The following is a 23,478-nucleotide window of genomic DNA, read 5'->3' as shown; positions in this document are numbered from 1 at the left end:
ACCTTGCTCGCCACGGTAGCTGGCGCTTCGCGCGCACCAGCGGTGCATGAATCGCGCGCTTTGTTCCTATACGGTAGCCAGCGCCTGCTCCAGGTCGGCAATCAGGTCGTCCGCGTGTTCGATACCGATGCATAGCCGCACCAGGTCGGCGCTGACGCCGGCTTCCTTCAGCTCTTCGTCGTTGAGCTGGCGGTGGGTGGTGGTGGCGGGATGGCAGGCGAGGGTGCGGGTGTCGCCGATGTTGACCAGGCGCTTGACGATCTGCAGCTTGTCCATGAAGCGGGCGCAGGCGTCGCGGCCGCCCTTGATGCCGAAGGTGAACAGGGATGAGGGGATGCCGCCCTCCATGTACTTCTGCGCCAGCGCGTATTCGCTGTCGCCCTCCAGGCCGCCGAAGCGCACCCAGCTGACCTTGGGATGGGCCTTGAGGTACCTGGCCAGGGTCAGCGCGTTGCTGCAGTGGCGTTCCATGCGCAGCGTGAGGGTTTCGATACCTTGCAGGATCAGGAAGGCATTGAACGGCGAGATGGCCGCGCCGGTGTTGCGCAGCGCCACGGTGCGGGCGCGGGCGATATAGGCGGCCGGGCCGAAAGCTTCCGTGTACACCACGCCGTGGTAGGCCGGTTCGGGAGTGGAGAACTGCGGGAAGCGCGGGTTGCCCTTCCAGTCGAACTTGCCGGAGTCGATGACGATGCCACCAATGCTGTTGCCGTGGCCGCCGAGGTACTTGGTGAGCGCGTGCACGATGATGTCGGCACCGTGCTCGATCGGTCGGCACAGGGCTGGCGTGGGCACGGTGTTGTCCACCACCAGCGGCAGGCCGGCCTTGTGCGCCACCTCGGCCAGCGCGGCGATGTCCACCACGTTGCCGGCCGGATTGCCCACCGATTCACAGTAGATGAGCTTGGTCTTGTCGTCGATCGCGGCGGCAAACGCGGCCGGATCGCGGCCGTCCACCAGCCGTGCCTCGACGCCTTGCGCGCGCAGGGTGTGGCGGAAGAAGGTGTAGGTGCCGCCGTAGACCTGCGCGGTGGCGACGATGTTGTCGCCCGCCTCGACCAGGGTTTGGATGGCGGCGGTGATGGCCGCCATGCCGGAAGCGAAGGCCAGACCCGCCACGCCGCCTTCCAGCATCGCCACGCGCTGCTCCAGCACGTCGGTGGTGGGATTCATGATGCGCGTGTAGATATTGCCCGGCACCTTCAGGTCGAACAGATCGGCGCCGTGCTGGGTATCGTCGAAGTAGAAACTGGTGGTCTGGTAGATCGGCACGGCGACCGAGTGAGTTTGCGGATCACCGGCGAAGCCGCCGTGGATGGCGATGGTTTCCCTTTTCATGAAATGCCCTCGAGCGTTGTGCGGCCATCATGCTCGTTAAGGCATGGCGGATGCCCGAGTGTAATGGTTTCAGTCGATTATTTCATGGACGTCCATCAGTATGGATGGCCATATCCATGTGATGCCAGTGGTGCTCAAGGAGCATCGCACAAGGCATCGCAGCCCCGGCCCGCGCGAGCGCGCGGACCAGGTGCTGCCGTTTGCCGGCGAGGGCAGGTTGCCTGCCCCGGTCGTGCTTAGTGGCTGGCGGTCGAGTGCGCCACCACCGGCAACAGCACGGCGCTGTGTCCATCCGGTCCATGCTCGATCGTCACCGTCGCCTTTTTGTAGTCGGCCGGCTTGGCGAACAGGATGTTGGGCACATACGTCTGCGGGTTGCGGTCGTAGAGCGGGAACAGGCTGGACTGGATCTGCACCATGATGCGGTGGCCGGGTTTGAACTCGTAATTCACGCTGGGCAGGCGGAACTTGTATTCCTGCACCACGTTCGCCAGGATCGGCGACGGATCGGCGAAGCTCTTGCGGTAGCGCCCGCGGAAGATGTCGAGCGAGATCGGCAGCTCGTAGCCGCCCATCGTCGGGTCGCTGGGGTCGGTGCCCGGATAGACGTCGATCAGCTTGACCACGAAGTCACCGTCGGTACCGGTGGTCTTGGCAAAGATGTCAGCGATCGGTGCGCCCTGCAGTGTCACGGTCTTGGTCAGCACCGGCGTGGTGTAGGACAGCACGTCGGGCCGGTCAGCTACAAAGCGCTGGTCGTGGACCAGCCAGGTGCGCCAGTTGTCGTTCTTCTGCGGGATCGGGCGCGGCAGGTAGGGCACCGGCTTGGCCGGGTCGGAGACGTAGCTGTCACCACCACCGGCGGGTTGCTGGAAGCCCAGGCCCATGTCCGCCTGCAGGTAGATCGGGGTGAGCTGCTGGGCACTCGCCACCTTCCAGTTCGAGAAGCGGTCCCAGCGTTTTTCGACCGCGTTGTAGATCATCGCCTGCGGCAACGGTTTGGCCATCGGTGTGCCGCGCAGGTAATGGTTGAACCAGGGAATCATCACCTGCTGGCGGAATTCGGCGGCGGTGTCGCCGGGCCACTTGAGCGGCCCGAGATGCCAGCCTTGGCGGTTGATCTGGCTATGCCACCACGGGCCGATCACCAGGTGATTGTTGGCGCCGTGGCCGGCCTTGGTGAGCGCTTCCCAGGCGTGGATGGCGCCGTAGATGTCCTCCTGGTCCCACAGGCCTTGCAGCCACATCGTGGGCACGCTGGACGGGTGTTCGGGCAACAGCTTGTCCAGCGCCTGCAGTTGCCAGAAGGCGTCGTAGGCCGGGTGCGCGGCGAAGCGATTCCACCACGGCAACTGCTTGAAGCCATGGGCGTCGGCGTAGTCGCCGGCCGAACCTGCTTCGAGGAAATTGGTGTAGTCGTCGTAGTTGTCGCGCGGAACGCTCTCGCCTTTGCCTTTCCGGGTGGTCTGGCCGGTGAAGTAGTCCAGGTTCACCTGGCGCAGCGCGCCGTAGTGGTACCAGTCGTCGCCCATCCAGCCGTCGATCATCGGGCTTTCCGGCGCGGCGACCTTCAGCGCGGGGTTTGGATGGAGCAGGGCCATGGCGACGGTCCAGCCGTCGTAGGACGAGCCGATCATGCCGACCTTGCCGTTCGACTGCGTGATGTTCTTCACCAGCCAGTCGATGGTGTCCCACGCGTCGGTGGTGTCGTCGGTCTTGGTCGGATTGAGCGGTCCCATCGGCGGGCGCGTCATGATGTACTTGCCCTCCGAGCCGTATTTGCCGCGCACGTCCTGCCACACCAGGATGTAGCTGCCGTCGGCCCAGTCCTTGTCGCCCGACCACACCGCGTCGGCCATGTGCGGACTGTTGTTCGGCACGAAACCGCTGGCGTTGTACGGCGTGCGCTCCAGCAGCATCGGCAGGTCGTGCGCGCCCTTCGGGATTAGGATCACGGTGTGCAACTTCACGCCGTCACGCATCGGGATCATCACGTCGCGCTTGACGTAGTCGAAGTTGCCTTCCGGCTGGGTCCAGTGCGCCGGGATGTCCGACCCGGTCTGAATCATGTCGGGGGTGACCTTTGCCGAACTCTGGCCTGTCGGGGCCATCGCGAATGCGCTGGCCGACACGAGGCAGGCGAGCGTGACGAGCACCGAGCTGAAAGCCGCAGTCTTCATGTCGAGGGAATCCTGATGGTGGTGGATGCGTCGGCAACCTATCACGGCTTGGCCATCAGGTGCCGGCGCGAAGTCGTCGATGCAGCTTCTCTTGCCGTTTTGGACGCGCTGGCGTGGAATTTCCGGAGTGGCGGTTGGTGTCTGCCGCCGGGTCTTGGGCCGGATGATGGAAGGCCAAATCGGTACGGCGGTTTTTCGCCGGTTATGATGACCGGATGTGATCCCGGGCAGGCGCGAACGATGACAAGACGTGAGAGCACGCAGAACTGGCGGCCAGTGGTCGCCGCGGTGTTGATGGCGTGTGCGGGGACGCTGTCGGCATCCGCTCCGAAGGCCACTTCGCCATCGCGGTTCGATATCGGTTCGCCGGTAGTGGCTTCGGCCGAGCCACTGGTTTCGCGACCGGCGACCACGCCGTGCACGGTGACCCTGCTTGATCATCACGCGTTCGATGAACATGGCGATGCGTCATCGATGGACGCGCGTCCCTACGCGTTCGATTTCACGCCACCCAGGGGCTGCCGGGGTGGTTGGGGCAAGGTGGTGCTGGAGGCGGATTTCTCGGTGCCGGCGGGTCGCCAGTTTGATCGTACCGTGGCACTTTGGCTCGGTGGCATCAATCTCTATTTCGGCACCACCATCGAGCCGTCGCCGGACGTGGCCCAGCACTGGCATGTCGAGCGCGACCTTACCGATTACGCCTCGCTGTTCACGCATGCGCAGGCCGGGCAGATGATCCTCAACAACTGGGTGAGCCCGACCACCAACAGCCCCATCGTGGTCAGCGTGCAGCTGAAGTTCTATCCGGCGGATGCCCATCTGCCCGTCGCCGGCGCGGCCGATCATGTCTATGCGCTGAGCTCCGACCCGCGCGGCGAGCAGACGCCGCTGGATACGCCAAACGCAAGCCTGTCGCGCAAGCTCACGTTTCCGCGCAATGTCGAGCGGGCCTACCTGGATGTGATCGCGCAAAGCCAGGCGCACGACGAACGCTGGTACACCTGTGTCGACAAGGCGTACCTGGAGCAGACGCGGGCGTATTCGCTGGAGGGCTTCGAGGCCTGCGACGGCGGCAGTTTTCGCGGTGTGGAAGTGTTGCTGGATGGCCAGCCGGCCGGACTGGCGCCGGTGTATCCGTGGATCTTCACCGGCGGCATCGCGCCGCATCTGTGGTTGCCGACACCGGGCATCCAGACGGTGAACTTCATTCCGTTCCGGGTGGATCTGACGCCGTTCGCCGGTTTGCTGGATGACGGCAAGCCGCACACGGTATCCGTGCGCGTACCGGGTGCCGATCATTTCTTCAACGTCGCGGCCAACCTGCTGGTCTATCAGGATCATCAAAGCCGCCAGCTCGGCGGTCGTATCGTGCGCAATACGCTGGCCCGGCAACCGCCGGCCACACTGATCGTGCGCGACACCCTGCACACCGGCAGCCATGGCGCCAGCGAAGGCACGCTGAACACCGACCAGACCCAGTCGTATGTCATCGTCGGTCGCCTGCACACCTCACGCGGAACCATCGACACCACGGTTCGTTATCGGGGCGGCTTCCATAATCACCAGACCTTCCGCCAGCCCGCCGCGAAGCGCTATGTGGAGACGATCGACCAGTCGACATCGCTGTCGTTGACTGTTGAACGCAGCCGGGACGGGCATCCGTTGGACGGCTATACGCTCAGGCAGGACGATCCGCTCTACCTCTCGGTCGACAAGTCCGTAGTGACCAAAGGGCAGGATTTCACGGCACTCGTCGCCATGCGGCAAGGCCATCGGATCGACCGGCAGCAGACGAATGCGCACGGGACGGCCTACCACGCCTCGCTGCAGGAAAACCTGTCCACGCGTGTCCAGGCAGATGGCAAGACCATTCCGGACCCGCTGGACCGCAGCGACTTTGCGCATCACGAGCAAGGGACCGAGCAGGTGAGCTTCGTCGATTCGTTCGGCAGCTGTTATCGAACCGACCTCGCCTCGAGCGACGAACGCCTGACCGGGTTCAGCCAGGGCAAGGGCTGCCCCGACCAGGTCAATCACCTCGACAGTCGCTCGCGGCCGGATAGCCCGTCGCTGGCGCCTTTGTAGTGCGGGGCGCGCCCTCGGAACGGGGGCGCGGCTCGAATGGACGGTTGTTCCGCTTTCCAGTGAAGGTTTACAGAAGAACGCGATGACGGCCTAATTCCCGGCAATTGGAGTGGCAGGGGAAGGACGCGTGGGCGGACGTTTGCGGATTGCAATTGTCGGTTACGGCACGGGTGGGCAGGCGTCGGCGCTGATGCTTTCGCGCGACGGCCACGCGGTGGAAGTGTTCGAGCGTGCGTTGGAGTTGGGTCCGGTTGGCGCCGGTTTCCTGCTGCAGCCGGTGGGGTTGGCCGTGTTATGGGAGATGGGCCTGCTCGATGACGTGCTCGGCCATGGCGCCATGGTCACGCGGTTGTATGGCCAGACCAGCCGGGGCCGCCCGGTGATGGACATGCGTTATGGCGAGCTCGACAAGCGGCTGTTCGGCCTTGGACTGCAACGCGGTGCGCTGTTTGGCCTGCTTGATGCCGCGTGGCAGGAGGGGCGCCAGATCCATCGTGGCTGTACCGTGGCATCGATCGATGCCGAGCGCGGATCGGTGACCGATGCCGAAGGTCATCGGCATGATGGTTTCGACCTGATCATTGTTGCCGACGGCACGGCTTCGCGCCTGCGCAATCAGGTGGTGCCCGCGACGCTGGATCGCCCCTATCCATGGGGGGCGCAATGGTGTCTGGTCGAGCAAGGTGACTGGCCGTGGATAGACGAGTTGCGGCAGCGTTACGTGGCTGCGCGTCGAATGGTCGGCATGCTGCCGGTGGGTACGCGGCCGGATGATCCGGTACGCCGCCTGAGCTTCTTCTGGAGCATGCCGACGGCCTCGCTCGATGACGGTGTCGTGGATGCGGATCGCTGGCGCGAAGACGTTGCCGCCGTCTGGCCCGAGGCGGCCGACCGCTTGCGCGCCACCGATGTGCCGACGGGGCTTGCCGTTGCCCGCTATCGCGATGCCGTGCACCGGCACTGGTCCCACGGTCGCGCGGTGCTGCTTGGTGATGCCGCCCATGCGATGAGCCCGCAGCTGGGGCAGGGCGTCAACATGGCGCTGCTGGATGCACATGCGTTGCGCGATGCGCTGCGTGTGCATGGAGCGGTCGCGGATGCGTTGGCCGCGTATGAACGCCAGCGTCGATCCCATGTCGGCATCTACCACTTCTGGAGCCGTTGGCTGACGCCGCTGTTCCAGTCCGATCGCGACACCGCTGCACGCTGGCGCGACCGGCTGTTCCACCCGCTGTCGCGCGTGCCAGGTGGTCGCGGCCAGATGCTTCGCGTGTTGACGGGTACGCGCAAAGGCTGGTTTGGGCGGTTTCCCTTGTCGGACGGATTTGTCGACACACTCGCCGCCATGGGCCGACCTAAAACGCCACCGGATATTGCCGGCCCGCGTGTCGACGCGGCCCGTTGAAACCGCTTCCAGCCCGCTTGCGAGGCTGAGGGCGGAACCAAGTGCCTGTGTTTCGTCACAACGTTTCATTGCCGAGTATCGGCATTGGTTTCACGACGCTTTTTCGCGCTAGTCTCAAGCGTTCGACATGACGTCATGCTCGGAGACTTCTGATGAATCTGCGCCGTTGGTTTTCGGTCGTTGCCTGTGTGCTCGGATTGGGCGTGGCCGGCACGAGTGTGGCGGCCGAGGCGCCGCTGCGGGTCATGACCTTCAACGTGCGCGTGCCGGTGGATACCGGCATGAATGCCTGGGTGAACCGGCGCGACTTGATGGTGAAGGTGATCGAGGCGGCGCATCCGGATGTGCTCGGCACGCAGGAGCTGACCGAAGAGCAGGGTGAATACCTGGCCGCGCATCTGCCGGGTTACGCGTGGTTCGGGCAGGGCCGGGATGGCGGCACCAAGGGCGAACACATGGGCGTGTTCTATCGCACGGCGCGCCTGCAAGTGATTCGCTCGGGTGATTTCTGGCTTTCCGACACACCGACGGTACCGGGAAGCAAAACCTGGGGGCAGCCGTATCCGCGCATGGTGACCTGGGCGCACTTTCGCCTGCGTGATGGCGGCGGCACGTTCGACTACTTCAACACGCATTTTCCGTATCGGCCCGAGGATGTGCACGCGCGCATGCTCAGTGCCAACGAGATCCTGCAACGGATCGGCACATTGCCTGCCGGGGCGAAGGTGATTCTCGCGGGCGATTTCAATGCGGGCCCCGATACTCCGGTACACGCCAGGCTTGTGCAGAACTTGCACGATGCGTGGACGGCGGCCGCGTCGCACTCCGGTCCGGAGAAGACGTTCCACAACTTCACCGGCATTCCCGACCAGCGCATCGACTGGATCCTGAGCCGCGGCTTCAAGGTGCTCTCCGTGCATACCATCACCACGCACGATGGCGCGCACTATCCCTCCGACCACTTCCCGGTGGTCGCCGAGCTCGGCTTGTAGCGCCGGGTTGCCAGCGTCTCTTCATCGTCTCGACACAGTGGATGCTGTTTCCTCGCGCTTGCTCGCGGGATAGGCAGTATGGCCACGCGAAAATCATGAATGGCTTCTGACGACGGAGACCATTCGGGGCTGCAGCCATTTGCTGGCGTGCCGGAAAGTGAACTCGCGCCCATTCCATGGGGGAAGTACGGGTGCAAGATTTGTTTCATGTCACAGGGGTAGTGCAAATCAGGGGCAAAAGGGAGGCCTTCATGAACGATCGTTGTGTGTTGCATGGCGCTGTGGCGCCCGTCCGGTTTCATCATCTCCGTCCGCTGGCCGCCGCGTGCGCGGTCGCACTGTTTGCCATCGCAAGTGCCGCGCCTGCCGCAGCGCAGGAGTCGGCCAGTCCGCAACAGACGACACCCACGGCCACCTCGACTTCGCCGGTCGTCGGCAAGACAGCCGCAGACGACAAGAGCCAGAGTGACAAGAAGAAGCCCAAGGCCCCGGTCACCGACCTGAGTCGCGTGGTGGTGACCGGGATCAGTGGCAGCATCGAGAGCTCGATGAAGACCAAGGAGGACGCCAACGACATCGTCGAGGCGATCTCCGCCGAAGATATCGGCAAGCTGCCCGACGTCAGCATCGCCGACAGCCTGGCGCGTGTGCCCGGTCTGGCCACGCAACGTGCCGATGGCCAGGCCAACGCCATTTCCATTCGTGGCCTGTCGCCCGACTTTGCCGGCACCACGCTGAACGGACGCGAGCAGGCGACGGTCGGCGAGAACCGTGGCGTGGAATACGACCAGTACCCGGCCGAGCTGATCAACGGCGTGACCATCTACAAGACGCCGGATGCCAGCCTGGTCGGGCAGGGCCTGTCCGGCACGGTGGATCTGCATACGATCAACCCGCTGGACTTGTCCAGGCGGACGCTGGTGTTCAACCTGCGCGGCGCGCACAACAGCAACGGCTCGTTGAACCCGGGCACCGGCACGGGCACCAGTGGCCATCGCGCCAGCATCTCGTATGTCGATCAGTTCCTCGACCACACGCTGGGCGTGGCGGTGGGCTTCGCCATGGTCGACCAGCCGATCCAGGAGAAGCAGTACCAGGCCTGGTGGTGGAGCGCCGACAACGGCAGCGCCGGTATCGACCAGAACTGGGGCGGCCCGCACACGCCGGGCATGCCGGACAACGTGATCTCGCAGGAAGGCATGCAACTGCGCGCGCAATCGCAAACGCAGAAGCGCAATGGCCTGATGGCGGTGCTGGAGTGGGCGCCGAACGACGTCTATTACTCGAAGCTGGACATGTATTACTCCACCTTCAGCAAGCGCAAGTACACCAACGGGGCGCAGTGGTCGAGCAGCCCGTACGACCACGTCGGCTACGACAACGTGCAGACCTCGCCCGGCCAGCCGTTGCCGATCGTCACGTCCGGCACCATTCTCGGCGTCGCGCCGATCCTGCAGAACGAGTACACCAAGGAGCACGACAAGCTCTACTCGATTGGCTGGAACAACAAGCTATACGTGGGCGACTGGACGCTGATGGCGGACCTGTCCTCATCCAGCGCGCGGGTGAAACTGCACGATGCCTACCTGTTCAGCGGACTGGCGGACGGTGCCTTCACCAGCATCGACTTCAACACGCCGAGCGGGTTCGGCTATCCGGACTTCAGGCCCGGGGTGGACCTGGGCGACCCCGGCACGATGGTGTTCACCGATCCGGGAAGTCCCTGGAGCAACCCGCCCGGCTACGGTTACGACGGGCGCGAAGAGTTCGATCGCCAGGACGACACCATTCATGCGCTGCGCCTGCAGGTCAGCCATCCCGTTGGCTGGATCTTCAGCAACGTGGATGTCGGCGTGGCCTGGTCGGATCGTACCAAGACCAAGCATGCCGATGTCTTCTTCGCTTACTTGAACGGCAATGGCTCCACGGCGGATACGTACCAGAGCCATTTCAGCGCGCCGATCGATCCGTCGCTGCTGCGCGGAACGACGTCGCTGGGCTACGGCGGCATTCCCGGCATCGTCAACTACAACGTGCTCGGTGCGCTGTATGGCAACCAGTTCTACCTGGTGCAGAAGAACGGGCAGGGTGACTGGAGCCGCAACTACACCGTCGAAGAAAAAGTGCCGCTGGGATACGTCAAGTTCAACATCGACACGCACCTGGGTGATGTTCCGCTGCGCGGCAACGTGGGCGTGCAATTCGTGCACACCAACCAGTCGTCGCAGGCCTTGCAGACCAATGGCAATGCGCTGGTCGGCAAGATCACCGGCGGTGCCTCGTACAACAACGTGTTGCCCAGCCTGAACCTGGTGGCCGAGATCGGTCACCGGCAGTACCTGCGTTTTGGCCTGGCCAAGACCATGGCGCGCGGCCGCATCGATGACGAAAAGGTGGCCACGTCTGCCGGCGTGTCGCAGATCACCACGGGCCCCGGTGCCGGCCAGATCCTGTGGTCGGGCAGCGGCGGCAACCCGCAACTGCGGCCGTACGTGGCGGTGGGTACCGACCTGTCGTGGGAGAAGTATTTCGGCAACGCCAGTTATGTGGCAGTGGCGGCGTTCCACAAGAACCTGCTCAACTACATCTACAACAAGACCGTGCTCGACTACGATTTCTCGAACTACACCAACGACACGCCCACCTTGATTCCGACCAGCAACAAGGGCTCGTTCACCACGCCGGAAAACGGCACCGGCGGCAAAATGGATGGCCTGGAATTGTCCGGTGCCATCGAAGGCGGCCTGCTCACGTCCGCGCTGCAAGGCTTTGGCGCGCAGGCCAACTTCTCGCTGACCCATAGTTCCATTCCGCTGAGCTCCATCTCGTCCGTTCCCGGCGGGCCGAAGACCTTGCCGGGGTTGTCGCGCAAGGTGGCGAACCTGGCGTTGTTCTACGAACGCTATGGTTTCTCGATCCGCGTGGCCGAACGCTATCGCTCGTCGTTCACCGGCGAAGCGGTGGCCTTGTTCGACCAGCTCGGCTACACCCAGATCCAGGCCAACCGGCAAACCGATTTGCAACTGGGCTACGCGTTTAGCGAGGGCCGCTGGAAGGGGCTGTCGCTGCTGCTGCAGGTGAACAACCTCACCAATTCCTCGGATTCGACCGTGCAGGTATCCACCCTGCCCAACAACGTGCCGCTGACCCGGCCGCTGGAATACGACACGTGGGGGCGTACCGTCCTGTTCGGCATCAACTACAAGTTGTAGGCTGACCGGGTACCCGGCACACGGCCTTCGTGCCGTGTGCCGCTGCCTTGTGATGGCCGTGCGTGGTGTGCGCACAAGTTGATGATTCGAATGATGATTTCAGATGATCGATGCCCGCTGGACGGGCTTGGCCGGGACCAGCCTGGGAATGCCGGCAGCGGCGCGGATACGGCATGCCCTGAGACCGTTGCACGATGACCGCGAAAGTGGTGCGGGCGCACGAGGCCGTGGGCCGCGGCAAGTGCGCCGGTCATGGGTGAAACCCGGGGGATTGGCCGCTGGGCGGCGGTTTCGTCGGTAGCCCTGCTGACGCTGTTGGCCGTGTCGGCAGTGCATTGGCCGCGTCCGGAACCGTTTGCGAACACGACGGGCGAAGTGCTGCCAGCCACTGGCGTGATGGTCCAGGTGTGGTTGAGCACGGCGGACCGACGCCTGCGCCTTGCGCAACAACCCGATGTCATGGCCGAAGAACGCGGTGCCGATACAGGCACGGCCGATGTGGTCATCGACCTGGCCCACACCTACCAGACGATGACCGGCTTCGGCGCGGCACTGACCGATTCGTCGGCATGGCTGATCCGCAACAAGATGAGCGCCTTGCAGCGCGCTGCGTTGCTGCATGAAATGTTCGGGCCGCCGCCCGGCCTCGACTTCAACATGCTGCGCATCACCATCGGTGCGTCGGATTTCTCGCTGCAGCATTACACCCTGGACGACATGCCGGCGGGCCAGACCGACCCCGGCTTGCAGCATTTCAACGTGGCCGTGGCCCAGCGCAACGTGATTCCGGTGTTGCAGGACATCCTGGCGATCCATCCCGGGCTGCGCATCATCGCCTCGCCATGGAGCGCGCCGGCCTGGATGAAGACCAGTGCAAACCTGATCAGCGGCAGCTTGCTTGAGCAATACGAGCCGAACTATGCGGCCTATCTCGTGCACTTCCTCGATGCGTTCAAGGGATACGGCATCCCGATTTTCGCGTTGACCTTGCAGAACGAACCGGCGTTCGAACCCTTGACCTATCCGGGCATGGAGCTGACGGCAGACGCGCGCGCACGGATCATAGGCCAGTACCTCGGGCCGGCATTGGCCGCGCGCAAGCCGAAAACGCTGATCCTGGGCTGGGATCACAACTGGGATACCCCGAACCAGCCCCTGAGCGTGCTGGCGGATCCGACCGCCAACCGGTATGTCGCCGGGGTCGCCTGGCACTGTTATGCCGGCGATCCGAGTGCGCAAACCACGGTGCACCGGGCCTATCCCGGCAAGGATGCCTATCTCACCGAATGTTCGGGCGGCGACTGGCCATCGGCAAAAAATGGCGAGTTGCTGTTGTTCGCGCGCAACATCCTGATGATGTCGATCAAGAACTGGGCGCGTGGCGCGGTGTACTGGAACCTGGTGCTGGACGAAGACCATGGCCCGCATGCCGGCGGTTGCGATCAATGCAAGGGCGTGGTCACGGTCGACGCGCAAACCGGCGAGATCAGCCGCAATGACGAGTATTACGCCTTCGCCCATTTCAGTCGTTTCGTGTTGCCCGGCGCAGTGCGCGTGAAATCCGGCAACACACAGACGGGCGTCCACCAGGTGGCCTTCCAGAACCCGGACCATGGGTCGGTGGTGCTGGTGGCCGTCAACGGCAACGCGAAGGCGACCCGGCTGTCGGTCGAACAGGGCGATGTCCGCTTCCGGTACGACCTGCCGGCGAACAGCGTCGCGACATTCGAGTGGCCGCCGGGGGCGCCGGACGCGCCGGCTCCGGCGGCAAGTGTGGCCAGATAGCCGGCGGCGGGCGCGTGCGCCTGCGGCTACTTGTCCGAGTCCTTCTGCTTCTGCTTTTTCACCTTGGCCTCGGTTTCCTTGACGCCGGCCTCGCGCTGCCTGGCGTAATCGCGCGAGGCGACGGCCGCCTGCTCCTGCCTGGCGTCGTTGCTGCCATGTGTTGCCTGGTGCGGGTCTTTGGGTTTCATGTGCGCTCACTCGGGTTGGGCACCTGCACCATGCGACGATGAGGGTAAACACGACATCATGGTTGTGTGCACGACAGTGCAAGGCGACGACGGGCGATGATGGGGCGGTTGTCGATATCTTCGGCGCGAATGAGAGATGCCGGCTTGAACAGGTAGCGCACGGTTGGGGGATTATCATGGGGCGTCTATTCCATCCCCGAACCCTGGAGTCCGCTCCCATGCCCGCATGCACATTGCGCGATCAAACCGTCATCATCATCGGCGGCAGTTCCGGCATGGGCTATGCCGTGGCCGAAGGCGCGCTGGCCGAGGGCGCGCGCGTCGTGATCGGTTCGAGCAGCCAGGCCAACGTGGACGCCGCGGTGCAGCGGCTGGGCGCGGGGGCATCGGGTGCGGTGCTGGACGTCCATGACGAGGCCAGTGTCGCGGCCTTCTTTGCCGCGCAGGAAAGTTTCGACCATCTGGTATTCACGGCGGGCGAATCGGGCGGCTTTGCGCCGACCCCGCTGGCGCAACTGGATATCGACGCGGCGGGCGAGGGCCTGCAGGTTCGCTTCTGGGGCGCGCTGAGGGCGATCAAGCATGCCCAGCCGCGCTTGTCGGCGCACGGCTCGATCACGCTTACCGACGGACTGTTGGCCCACTTGCCGAGGAAGGGCGTCCCGTTGGCTACGGCCTTTTCCGGTGCGGCGGAACATCTGGTGCGGGGCCTGGCGGTGGATCTGGCTCCGATCCGGGTCAACGCGGTCTGTCCGGGGCCGGTGTTGACCGAACGCCTGGCGGCATTGCCGGCAGAGATGATCCGCCAGATGACCGAGCGCCAGCCGTTGCCCCGTGCCGCCGAACCGGTCGAGGTGGCGCAAGCCTTCCTGTATCTGATGCGTGGCAGCTACACCACCGGGCAGGTGTTGATCGTCGATGGCGGGCGCATGCTGGTCTGAGGCATTTCCGTAGCGCGAGCTTGCCGGAAACCGTCGCGCCGCCTCAGAGTGCCTTCGATGCATCCACGGCTCCCCGCGCGAGTCGGCATGCACGTCCATACGGCGGTAGAAGCGCAGGAGAACACGCATGACATCCGTATCCGAAATCCGCCTGGTGAAGCTGCCGGAGGGCAACATCACGCCTGAACATTTCGGCTGCTTCGACACCAGCGTGCCGACCGTTCTGCCAGCCGGCGCCGTGCGGGTGAGGAACGTGTGTTTCGGCGTCAACGCCGGCATGCGTTCGCGCCTCGGACGTGCGGCAGCGCACGACGGCAACAAGGCCGCGGCAACCCACAGTTATGCCGGGCAGCTGGGCGTGGGCGACGTACCGCAAAGCGATGCGGTGGCGCAGGTGCTGGAATCCACGACGGCGGATTTCAAACCCGGTGACTGGGTGGTGCATATCGCCCCTTGGCGTACGCGTGACGTGGTGCAGGCGAGCAAGCTGCGGCGGGTGGATGTGGGTGCACAGAAACCGCCGGAAATGTATCTGACGGCACTCGGGCATACGGCGTTCACCGCCTATGTGGGCATGGTGGAAGTGGGGAAGGTGGGCGCGAAGGACAGCGTATATGTGTCGGCGGCCGCGGGTGGCGTGGGCAGCTATGCCGCCCAGATCGCACGCTTGCGCGGGGCCCGCGTGATCGGCAGCACCGGCAGTGCGGAAAAACTGGCGTATCTGCGCGATGAGCTGAAGCTGTCCGCGGCGTTCAATTACAAGGCCACCGCGGTGGCCGAGGCGCTGGCGGAATTCGCTCCCGAGGGGCTGTCGCTCTGTTACGACAACGTCGGCGGCGAACAACTGGAAGCGGCGATCGCGGCGATGGGCGAGCATGGTCGCATCGTGCTGTGCGGCATGGTTTCGGATTACGCGCAACCCGATGCCCACGGGCCGCGCAATCTGCATCTTTTCATCAAGCGCAGGCTTTGCATGACCGGCTTCACGGTGCTGGAACACGAATCGGCCCGCGCCGATTTCGAGGCGAGCATGCGCGGCTGGCTCAGCCGTGACGAAGTGGTGGTCCGCTCGACCGTGTTCGCGGGTATCGACGCATTGCCGCGCGCCTTTTCCAGCTTGCTCGCGGGGGCGACGACCGGCTGGGCGGTGGTTCGCCTCGACGCGGCGGCCTGAAACAGGCGCCCGGGTTTCCCGGCGCAGGCCGGGAAGGTGCCGGGCATGACGCTGACACTGTCGTGCGGCCGTTCTGGCGTTCGTCCTTCCCCGATCAGTCGGCCGCCACCAGCTCGGGAAAGGGTTCGCGCCAGGCGTCCAGCTCGTTCAGGCGTTCGTGCCAGCGTTCGATGGCGGGAAATTCGGCCAACGGAATGTGCGCGCGCTCCGCATAGGGCAGCGTCACGGCCACCGCGAAATCAGCCACGGTCAGCGTATCGCCGACCAGCCAGCGGCGATCACGCAGGTGCTGGTCCAACACCTTGGCGAAGCGACGCCATTCCTTCGTGGCCTGCTCTACTTCGTTCGGGTCGGGAATACCCATGCCGAAGCGTGCCCTGATGATGTACTCGAAATACAGCGTACCGCCGTGCCTGGTGAAGTGCTGCGTGTTCCAGCTGAGCCAGCGGATCACCTCGATCTGGCGCCCGTCCTGCGGCCACAGCTCCGAATCGCTGCGCGCGGCCAGATGGCACATGATGGCATCGGCTTCCCACAACACGAGCGAGCCGTCCACCAGCGTCGGCACCTTGCCGTTGGGATTGAGCGCGAGATAATCCGTGGTCTTGTGCTCGCCCCGGCCAAGGTCGAGATAGGCATATTCCACCGGTGATTGCAGGTATTTCGCCACCGCGCAGGCCTTGCGTGGCGACAGTACGTCCGACCAGTACAGCTTCATGTGGCGTCTCCTCGGATGGTTGTGGGTGATCCGGGGAGACGACGAATGGCGTGTCGTGGAATCGACACGCGGTGATGCCGTGCAACTGCTCAGGGTTGTTTCGACGCCGTACGTGGGCGTGCCGCCTGCGATTTCTCCAGCGCCTTCACGGCATCCAGCGTTTCCTGCACATGCTTGGTCGGGCTGAGGCTGGAATAGACGAACGCGATTTTTCCGGACGGGGCGATCACGTACGAGGTCCGGTTCGACCAGCCGGGGCGGAAGAACAAGGTGGCGTCGTAGGCCTTGGCAATCTTCGCGCCCTTGTCGGCGGCCACCGGGAACTTGCCGCTGCAGTGATCGGCTTCTTTCGAGAACGCCGCCAGTTGCGAAAGATGGCCCGCGCTGACGCCGATCACGGTAGCGTGCAGCGCCTTGAACTGGTCGATGGCCTGCGAGAAAAGATGCGCCTCGATATTGCAGCCGCTGGTGTGTGGCGCGGGAAAGAAATAGACCACCACCGGGCCCTTTTTCAAGGCGGCAGTGAGGTTGAAGGTGAACGGTTGCCCGGCGAGGTAGGCCGGCGCGGTGAAGTCGGGGGCCTGGGTGCCCACCTTGAGCGCCGCGAAGGCAGGTGGTGCAAGGGCGATGGCAGCCACTGCGGCGACGATGGTCAGTCTGGTCGAAAGCTTCATGGACAGTTCCTTGGCGGGGCAGAGGTGCCGCACTTCCATATACGTCACGACGACGGACATGGATGCCTTCAGCCGTGCGGACAAACTGACAGCAAGCATAGGATGAAGTTTGCCCCGGAACATCGCGGGTTTTTGCGGCGCGGCTGCAAGCCTTGCGAACTACAGCCGGTCCTCGGGCGGATCGGTCGGGTCCGCGGTATACGGCGTGCCAGGGTGCCGGCGTTCGTGCCACCAGCGCAGCAGTTCGCCGGACAGGCGCACCTTTTCCTGGCTGACCAGCACGTCGGCGCGAGCGGTCATCCACGAGGTCTTGGTGGCGGCAATCTGCTGCTCGGGGTAGACGCTGCGGTGGCCGACGATGAGATAGGCGGCGATCGAGGCACCGGCGACGTATAGCGTGCTGTCGCCGCCGAGCAATTCGACACCCATCAGGATCGCCGCAATCGGCGTATTGGAGGCGGCCGCCACGACCGAGACCAGCCCCACCGCCGCACCCAGTGGCGGCGACAGTCCGAACAGGTGCGCAAAGGCGCCGCCGGCGACCGCGCCCATCACGAACTGTTCGGTGATCACGCCGCCGTAAAAGCCCGAGCCCAGCGTGACCGCGACCAGCAGCGCCTTCCACAGGAAGCCGAGATAAGGCATCGGCTGACCCTGCAGCGCGTTATCCATCAGCGGCAGGCTCAGGCCCATGTACTGGTTGGGGATCACCACGATCAACAAGGCCAGAATCACGCCGCCAATGCATGGCATCAGCGGTGGCCAGATCCCGAAGCGCTCGCGCAGGCGGGTGAACTGGCGTCGCATGCCGTGCAGCAATTCGATGAATATCCAGGCCACCACGCCGCACAGGATGCCGATCATCACGGTCTTCAGGAACAGCAGCTCGGTGAAGTCGCCGACGAAGGAGACATTGATCTTCGGATACGGCACACCCCAGAAGCGGCTGACTTCATACGAGGTCACGCCGGCGACGATGGCGGGGAACAGGAAGTTGTGGCGGATGCGACCGATGGCCAGCATCTCGACGCCGTAGATGGCGCCCGCGATGGGCGTGCCGAACACGCTGGCGAAACCCGCGCTGACGCCGCAGGCCACCAGACGCCGGCGCAATTCGGAGTTGAGGTGCAGCAGCTCACCGAGACCGGCGGCGATGCTGGCGCCCAGGTGCGAGCAGGGACCTTCCTTGCCGGCCGAACCGCCGCAGCCCAGCGTGATCAGCGTGGCCACGGGTTTGATCCACAGCGTCTTCCACGGCAATTTGCCGTTCTGGTCGTTGACCGCAATGATCACCGAATCCTTGAGCCCGGTACGGTTCTGCCGCTTGCCGTAATACAGCAGCAGGCCGTTCAGTAGGCCACCGACTGGCAGCACGGCCATCTGCAGCCACAGCGGCGCGGTGTAGGTGTGTCCGGCGGTCGCGAACAGGATGCGCAGGAACAGGCTGCAACCCGTGCCCACCAGGATGCCGGTGAGGGTTGCCAATACCAGCCACTGCAGCACGGTTGCCAGCATCACCAGCGGTTCGGTTAGGTGGGAGCCGCGCATGCGCTGAAGGGCCTGATATGGGAAAGTGGACCGCCCATTGTATCAAGCTGCCGGAGTTCGCGGAAAACCGCCCGCCATGGGGCGTCGGGTGGCTTTCCGGGACGGCGCGCCGGCGGGCAGCGACCGGTTTACGCCCCGTGCCCGGGCGGATGCACATTCGGCAGGAACACCGCGAGCAACCCCAGCAGCGGCAGGAACGCACAAACCTGGTACACGAACACGATACCGAAGTGGTCCGCCACCACGCCAAGTACCGCGGCGCCCAGGCCACCCAGGCCGAACGACAGGCCGTAGAACATGCCCGAGATCATGCCGATGCGATGCGGCATCATGTCCTGCGCATACACGATGATCGCCGGAAACGCGGAGGCCAGCACCACGCCGATCACCACGCTGAGCCCTACCGTCCACGTCAGGCCGACGTGCGGCAGCAGCAGGGTGAACGGGGCGATGCCGAGGATGGAAAACCAGATCACCTGCTTGCGGCCGATGCGGTCGCCGATCGGGCCGCCGATCAAGGTGCCGGCCGCGACGGCCATCAGGAACACCGCCAGCAGCCGGGTCGCGCTCGCCATCGACAAGCCGAAACGGTGCATCAGGTAGAACTCGTAATAGCTGCTGATGCTGGCCAGGTAAAAGAATTTCGAGAACATCAGCACCATCAACACGCCGATCGTGCGACGCACGACGGGCGCAGGAAAGGGCGGATGATCCGCGTGCGTGCGTTTCCTGACACGCTCGTTGATGTGGTGGCTGTACCAGCGGCTGACCTGCAGCAGCACGATGATTCCCAGCACCGCCGCCAGGCCGAACCAGCCGACGTGGCTGCGCCCGAACTTCAGCACAATGCCGGCGGCCAGCAACGGACCCAGCGCCTGGCCAAGGTTGCCGCCGATCTGGAACACCGACTGGGCGAATCCGTATCGTCCGCCCGAGGCCATGCGCGCCACGCGCGCGGACTCCGGGTGGAACACCGACGAGCCGCAACCGATCAGCGCCACCGCCAGCAGCAACAGCGGATAGCTCGGCGCCACCGACAACAGCAGCAGGCCGGAAAGGGTGAAGCACATGCCGATCGGCAGCGAATACGGCAACGACTTCCTGTCCGTGACCATGCCGACCACCGGTTGCAGCAGCGAGGCAGTCAACTGGAAGGTCAGGGTGATCGCGCCGATCTGGAAAAAGCTCAGGTTGAACTCGCCCTTGAGCAGCGGATAGATCGCCAGGATCACCGACTGCATCATGTCGTTGAGGACATGCACGAAGCTGACCGCACCGAGCACGCTGTAGCGCGTGGGCGATTTACCGGCCGCTTGCGCCGTCGTGACCATCGGCGGCGCGGCGCCCGCTTCGGGATCGTTTAGCAGGGATTGAGTGCTGGAGGCTGTGTCGTTCATGCGGTGGGGACGTGGCGGTACGGCAGGGATCACCCGATCATGCCGGTCGTGGCGAACCGGTCGGGGCGGGTGGATGCGGTGGACGACGGACTGGAGCGAGCTGGCGCGCGAAGCATGGGATGGGGAGTCCCCGGCTCGCGTCTGGTATCGGTTGCACGCTGTCGATCCTGCCCGTGAATGAAATGCGTCGCGGTTGTTCCGGACGCTGCGAATGTCCAGGGGCCGAATCAGGCGCAGCGATCAGGATACGCCAATGGCATCGTCGCGGGTATGTGGCGAGGCGGTCTGATGGCTGCCCTGGCGACACGCCTGATCCAGGTCATTCGCAATGGCCGGCGCTGGTTGTAGCGTGCCTGCGGTGCAAGCTGCGGGGCGTGATGCGAACATCCGTCCGGGTGATTCGATTCGACGAGGTAGCAACCCCATGGGCATGTCCAACCCACTCAGGTTCTTGCGTCAGGCTGCAAAATCCGGCGAAACGGCGCATGCGAATCCGCCATCGTGGACGGTGATGCCATTCGCGGCGATGGCTGCGCTGGCGGTGGTGGGTGGTGGTGTGCTGGCGGCCGTGATGGCCCATGTGCCGAGTCGCACGGTGATGTGGGCCGTGGCCTATCTGGTGCTGGTGGTTGGTGTGATACAGGCCGTACTCGGCGTGGGCCAGGCACTTCTGCTGCAGCGTGCACCCGCTGTGCGTGTCGTGACCCTCGAATGGCTGGCGTTCAATGCGGGCAATGCCGGCGTCATCATCGGGACGGTCGTGTCGGCGTGGTGGGTGGTGTTGCTCGGGACGCTGTTGTTCGCTCTGGCGTTGGCCATCTTCCTGCATGCGACTCGCGCCGTCCGTTGCGGCTGGCCGGCATATGCCTATCGTCTGTTGATCGTGTTCATGGGTGGCAGCGCCGTGGTGGGGTTGCTGCTTTCGGCGCTGCGCACGATGCATTGATCGTGGCAAGCCGGATCGTCGGCGGCGGTGACTCGCTCATGACCCGGCAGCGTGTTTGCCAAAGCAAATCTCCGCCTGACTGACGGGAAGTGCAGCACCCAGGTGGTTGCCTTGCAGCTCGTTGCAGCCCAGTTGGGCGAGAAACGCGGCTTGTGCCGAAGTCTCCACGCCTTCAGCCGCCACCGTCATGTGCAGTTGGTGACCGAGCGCGATGATGGTCTTGGCGATGACTGCGTCATCGGCATCAGTGGGCAGGCCTCGCACGAAGCTCTGGTCGATCTTGACCTTGTCGATGGGGAACTGCTTGAGGTAGGCCAGGCTGGAGTAGCCGGTGCCGAAATCGTCCAGCGCCAGCCGCGTGCCCAATGCCTTCAGCTCAGCCAGCGTGCGCCGGGTCTGCCCGACGTTTTCCATCAACGCGTTCTCGGTCATTTCGATGTCGAGCATGCTGTTCGGCACGGCGTGGCGTTGCAGCGCGGCCCGTACCGTGTCGACCAGCCCCGGACTCTGCAGTTGCTGTGCGGAGATGTTGACGGCGACATGGAAATCGCGATGACCGTGATCCATCCAGGCACGTATCTGCCTGCACGCGGCCTCCAGCGCCCATTCGCCGATTTCACGCATCAGGCCCAGTGCTTCGGCCACCGGAACCAGGCGGTTCGGCATGACCAGGCCAAGCTCGGGGCTGTTCCAGCGCAACAGGGCTTCGAAACCGGTCAAGGCGTGATCACTCGCCCGGTGCTGCGGCTGGTAGTACAGCTCCAGTTCGCCGCGGCGGACCGCGTCGCGCAGATAACGGCCGAGGACCAGGCGTTCGTCGAGCGCGCGCATTTGTTCGATGGTGAACTCGGAAACACGATCGCGCCCTTCGCGCTTGGCCTGGTTCATCGCGGCCTCGGCATTGCGCAGCAGGTCTGTCGGGGCACGGCCATGGTCGGGCGATTGGCTGATGCCGACGCTGGCGGTCAGCAGCAGGCGGTAGTCGTCTCCCTCGACCGGCAGCGCCACGGCGGCGCGCAGTCGTTCGGCCAGTTCGAGTACGGCCGGCCGGGATAGATCGTGTACGACGGTGACGAATGTGTCGCCGGCGAAGCGGGCCATCCGCCCCTGTTTGCCGAGCACGGCCTGCAGCCGGCTGGCCAGTTGCCTGAGAACATCATCGCCGGCGGCGTGGCCGACGGATTCGTTGACCACCTGGAAGCGATCCGGCCCCAGCACCAGCACCCATACGGATGACGTGGCCTCATCCTGCAGCAGGGTGGCAAGGACGTGTTCCACCGCCGAGTGGTACGGCAGCCCGGTGATGGCATCGTGATTGGAGGCGTAAGCCAACTCCGCCGCGACCTCGCGTCGCTCGGTGACATCGCGCGCCACCGCGTAAAGCAATCCATCCGGCGCGGCGAAGGCCATCCACTCCAGCCAGTGCACGCTGCCATCCTTGTAGCGGCAGCGGTTGACGAACTCGCGGACCTGCTCGGTGGATATCGTCGATGCGTGCATCGGATCGCCATCATCCGAATCGTGTTCCGACTGCAGGAATTCCCGGTAGTCGCGTGCCGTCAACTCGGCGGCGCTGTAACCCGTGGCACGCGAAAACGACGGATTGAACTGGACGATTCGCCGGCTTCGCGTGTTGATGATGCAGAATATTTCCTGCGACATTTCGAAAAACAGGTTGCGTTCGCGCAGGCGTGCGAGCAGCTTGTCGCTCTCGATGGCGATGCTGGTGATCGGCAGCATGCGATCGATGTTGCGAAGCTCGTCCGGTCGCGGCTCGCGTATCTCGCGGTAGTACACCGCAAACGTGCCAAGCAATTGCCCGTTGCTGCCGTAGACGGGGGTCGACCAGCATGCTTTGAGGCCGTGCTCCAGTGCCAGGTCCTTGTAGTCCGCCCAGTAGGCATGGGTGGCAATGTCGGCGACCACGACGCGTTCGCCGCGCCACGCAGCCGTGCCGCATGAACCGTGCGCCATGCCTATTTCCAGTCCGTGGATGGCCCGGTTGTAGGCCTCCGGCAGGCTCGGTCCGGCGGCGTGCAGGACGTGCCGGCTGTCGTCGTCTACCAGCAGCAGCGAGCACATCGCGCCGGGGTTGAGCGTTTCGTGCAGGCGCGCAATGGCTTCGAGGTTTTGCCGCAGCGGTTGTTGCGTGGCGATGGCAGTAAGGATGTCGTGCTGGCCGATATCGAAGCGCTCGGCGCGCGTGCGCTCGGTGATGTCCTGGCAGGCGCCCAGCATGCGTACCGTATGCCCCGCGGCATCGGCCACCACGGTGCCGCGGCTGAGCAAGGTGCGCTCAGTCCCGTTGGGACAAATGATGCGCTCCGTGAACTCGAATGGTTCCTGGTCGTCGATGGCATGCGTGATGATCTGCTGCACGCGATCGCGATCCAGCGGATGCAGCAGCGCGAGGTACGCTTCGAACGTGGCGTCGTGTTCCTCGGGCGTCACGCCGTAGATGCGATAAAGCTCGGCCGACCAGATGACGCGGTTGTCTGGCAGGTCCCATTCCCAGCTTCCGGTCTGCGCCAGCTGTTGCGCCTGCACCATCATCTGCTGCTGTCGCAACAGGCCTTGCGCGACTTTCCGGCGCTCGGTGGTGTCGAGGAAGTAGATCGTCACGCCGTCTTCCGACGGGTGGATGCGGCTTTCGAACCAGCGCTGCCAGGTGGGGTGGAACGCCTCGATCTGGATCGGGCGTTGCTGCTCCATGGCCTGTTCGCACGCACGCCGGAATGGCTGCCGGGTGTCTTCGGGGAAGTCGGCCCAGAGGCTTTGGCCGAGCAGGTTTTGCCCTGGCTGGCCGAGCAGGGCCAGGGCATTTGCGTTCAGATAGGTGTAGCGCCAGTCGCGGTCGAGCGCCATGCAGGCATCGCTGATGCGCTCGAACATATG

General features: G+C 64.5%; 16 protein-coding genes. 8 read left to right on the top strand and 8 right to left on the bottom strand.

Features of this window, described 5'->3' with window-relative positions:
* Window positions 1–66: 66 nt before the first annotated feature.
* Together BMY90_RS08160 and BMY90_RS08155 are read right to left on the bottom strand one after the other, a co-directional pair.
* Window positions 67–1,338 carry an O-acetylhomoserine aminocarboxypropyltransferase/cysteine synthase family protein gene (locus tag BMY90_RS08160; protein WP_008216765.1) on the bottom strand — a complete coding sequence of 424 codons (1,272 nt, stop codon included), beginning with the start codon at window positions 1,336–1,338 and terminating at the stop codon, window positions 67–69.
* Window positions 1,339–1,574: 236 nt separating this feature from the next.
* Complete coding sequence (locus BMY90_RS08155) at window positions 1,575–3,518, bottom strand: CocE/NonD family hydrolase (protein WP_092703146.1); 1,944 nt, start codon at window positions 3,516–3,518, stop codon at window positions 1,575–1,577.
* 240 nt (window positions 3,519–3,758) lie between these two features.
* Here BMY90_RS08155 and BMY90_RS08150 point away from each other — a divergent pair, with 240 nt between their 5' ends.
* The 5 genes from BMY90_RS08150 (at window position 3,759) to BMY90_RS08130 (ending at window position 12,997) form a co-directional block, all read left to right on the top strand.
* Entirely contained in the window at window positions 3,759–5,603 is a 1,845-nt protein-coding gene (locus BMY90_RS08150) for a peptide-N4-asparagine amidase (RefSeq protein WP_175481532.1), read from the top strand.
* 127 nt (window positions 5,604–5,730) lie between these two features.
* Window positions 5,731–7,008 carry an FAD-dependent oxidoreductase gene (locus BMY90_RS08145; protein ID WP_092703142.1) on the top strand — a complete coding sequence of 426 codons (1,278 nt, stop codon included), beginning with the start codon at window positions 5,731–5,733 and terminating at the stop codon, window positions 7,006–7,008.
* Window positions 7,009–7,160: 152 nt separating this feature from the next.
* On the top strand, window positions 7,161–8,000 hold the full coding sequence (locus tag BMY90_RS08140) for an endonuclease/exonuclease/phosphatase family protein (protein ID WP_092703140.1): 840 nt from the start codon (window positions 7,161–7,163) through the stop codon (window positions 7,998–8,000).
* A 251-nt stretch (window positions 8,001–8,251) separates the two neighbouring features.
* Window positions 8,252–11,212, top strand: coding sequence for a TonB-dependent receptor (locus tag BMY90_RS08135; protein WP_092703138.1), 2,961 nt, complete (start codon window positions 8,252–8,254; stop codon window positions 11,210–11,212).
* Between the two features lie 252 nt (window positions 11,213–11,464).
* Window positions 11,465–12,997: a glycoside hydrolase family 30 protein gene (locus tag BMY90_RS08130; RefSeq protein ID WP_092703136.1), complete on the top strand. Its 1,533-nt coding sequence runs from the start codon at window positions 11,465–11,467 to the stop codon at window positions 12,995–12,997.
* A 26-nt stretch (window positions 12,998–13,023) separates the two neighbouring features.
* On the opposite strand, the gene BMY90_RS17215 is transcribed toward BMY90_RS08130, so the two are convergent.
* Window positions 13,024–13,185, bottom strand: a complete 162-nt coding sequence (locus tag BMY90_RS17215; protein WP_157618227.1) for a hypothetical protein — start codon at window positions 13,183–13,185, stop codon at window positions 13,024–13,026.
* 218 nt (window positions 13,186–13,403) lie between these two features.
* Between BMY90_RS17215 and BMY90_RS08125 the strand changes: the two genes are divergently transcribed.
* Together BMY90_RS08125 and BMY90_RS08120 are read left to right on the top strand one after the other, a co-directional pair.
* Entirely contained in the window at window positions 13,404–14,126 is a 723-nt protein-coding gene (locus BMY90_RS08125; protein WP_175481531.1) for an SDR family oxidoreductase, read from the top strand.
* Between the two features lie 127 nt (window positions 14,127–14,253).
* Window positions 14,254–15,300, top strand: coding sequence for an MDR family NADP-dependent oxidoreductase (locus BMY90_RS08120; protein WP_092703132.1), 1,047 nt, complete (start codon window positions 14,254–14,256; stop codon window positions 15,298–15,300).
* 94 nt (window positions 15,301–15,394) lie between these two features.
* On the opposite strand, the gene BMY90_RS08115 is transcribed toward BMY90_RS08120, so the two are convergent.
* The 4 genes from BMY90_RS08115 to BMY90_RS08100 all read right to left on the bottom strand — a co-directional run bounded on the left by BMY90_RS08115 (window position 15,395) and on the right by BMY90_RS08100 (window position 19,571).
* Entirely contained in the window at window positions 15,395–16,018 is a 624-nt protein-coding gene (locus BMY90_RS08115) for a glutathione S-transferase family protein (RefSeq protein WP_092703130.1), read from the bottom strand.
* A gap of 89 nt (window positions 16,019–16,107) precedes the next feature.
* Window positions 16,108–16,692 (bottom strand): peroxiredoxin, encoded by a 585-nt coding sequence (locus BMY90_RS08110; RefSeq protein WP_175481530.1) that lies wholly within the window; start codon window positions 16,690–16,692, stop codon window positions 16,108–16,110.
* 159 nt (window positions 16,693–16,851) lie between these two features.
* Window positions 16,852–18,240: a chloride channel protein gene (locus BMY90_RS08105; protein ID WP_175481529.1), complete on the bottom strand. Its 1,389-nt coding sequence runs from the start codon at window positions 18,238–18,240 to the stop codon at window positions 16,852–16,854.
* Window positions 18,241–18,368: 128 nt separating this feature from the next.
* Window positions 18,369–19,571, bottom strand: coding sequence for an MFS transporter (locus BMY90_RS08100; RefSeq protein ID WP_050984397.1), 1,203 nt, complete (start codon window positions 19,569–19,571; stop codon window positions 18,369–18,371).
* A 496-nt stretch (window positions 19,572–20,067) separates the two neighbouring features.
* On the opposite strand from BMY90_RS08100, the gene BMY90_RS08095 reads away from it, so the two are divergent.
* Window positions 20,068–20,583 carry a hypothetical protein gene (locus tag BMY90_RS08095; protein ID WP_139201720.1) on the top strand — a complete coding sequence of 172 codons (516 nt, stop codon included), beginning with the start codon at window positions 20,068–20,070 and terminating at the stop codon, window positions 20,581–20,583.
* A 36-nt stretch (window positions 20,584–20,619) separates the two neighbouring features.
* Here BMY90_RS08095 and BMY90_RS08090 read toward each other — a convergent pair whose 3' ends face one another.
* Window positions 20,620–23,475 (bottom strand): sensor domain-containing protein, encoded by a 2,856-nt coding sequence (locus BMY90_RS08090; protein WP_245734984.1) that lies wholly within the window; start codon window positions 23,473–23,475, stop codon window positions 20,620–20,622.
* Between the last annotated feature and the right edge of the window lie 3 nt (window positions 23,476–23,478).

This window comes from Rhodanobacter glycinis, assembly GCF_900114325.1.
GTDB classification, from domain to species: domain Bacteria; phylum Pseudomonadota; class Gammaproteobacteria; order Xanthomonadales; family Rhodanobacteraceae; genus Rhodanobacter_A; species Rhodanobacter_A glycinis.
The sequence above is the reverse complement of the archived record's forward strand: the minus strand, read 5'-3'. Positions and strand labels throughout refer to the sequence as shown.

Coding starts and splice junctions, on each gene's coding strand:
- BMY90_RS08090 (WP_245734984.1), bottom strand. CDS start 23,475: ATGTTCGAGCGCATCAGCGATGCCTGCATGGCGCTCGACCGCGACTGG.
- BMY90_RS08110 (WP_175481530.1), bottom strand. CDS start 16,692: ATGAAGCTTTCGACCAGACTGACCATCGTCGCCGCAGTGGCTGCCATC.
- BMY90_RS08095 (WP_139201720.1), top strand. CDS start 20,068: ATGTCCAACCCACTCAGGTTCTTGCGTCAGGCTGCAAAATCCGGCGAA.
- BMY90_RS08105 (WP_175481529.1), bottom strand. CDS start 18,240: ATGCGCGGCTCCCACCTAACCGAACCGCTGGTGATGCTGGCAACCGTG.
- BMY90_RS08135 (WP_092703138.1), top strand. CDS start 8,252: ATGAACGATCGTTGTGTGTTGCATGGCGCTGTGGCGCCCGTCCGGTTT.
- BMY90_RS08155 (WP_092703146.1), bottom strand. CDS start 3,518: ATGAAGACTGCGGCTTTCAGCTCGGTGCTCGTCACGCTCGCCTGCCTC.
- BMY90_RS08150 (WP_175481532.1), top strand. CDS start 3,759: ATGACAAGACGTGAGAGCACGCAGAACTGGCGGCCAGTGGTCGCCGCG.
- BMY90_RS08115 (WP_092703130.1), bottom strand. CDS start 16,018: ATGAAGCTGTACTGGTCGGACGTACTGTCGCCACGCAAGGCCTGCGCG.
- BMY90_RS08120 (WP_092703132.1), top strand. CDS start 14,254: ATGACATCCGTATCCGAAATCCGCCTGGTGAAGCTGCCGGAGGGCAAC.
- BMY90_RS17215 (WP_157618227.1), bottom strand. CDS start 13,185: ATGAAACCCAAAGACCCGCACCAGGCAACACATGGCAGCAACGACGCC.
- BMY90_RS08130 (WP_092703136.1), top strand. CDS start 11,465: ATGGGTGAAACCCGGGGGATTGGCCGCTGGGCGGCGGTTTCGTCGGTA.
- BMY90_RS08140 (WP_092703140.1), top strand. CDS start 7,161: ATGAATCTGCGCCGTTGGTTTTCGGTCGTTGCCTGTGTGCTCGGATTG.
- BMY90_RS08125 (WP_175481531.1), top strand. CDS start 13,404: ATGCCCGCATGCACATTGCGCGATCAAACCGTCATCATCATCGGCGGC.
- BMY90_RS08100 (WP_050984397.1), bottom strand. CDS start 19,571: ATGGTCACGACGGCGCAAGCGGCCGGTAAATCGCCCACGCGCTACAGC.
- BMY90_RS08160 (WP_008216765.1), bottom strand. CDS start 1,338: ATGAAAAGGGAAACCATCGCCATCCACGGCGGCTTCGCCGGTGATCCG.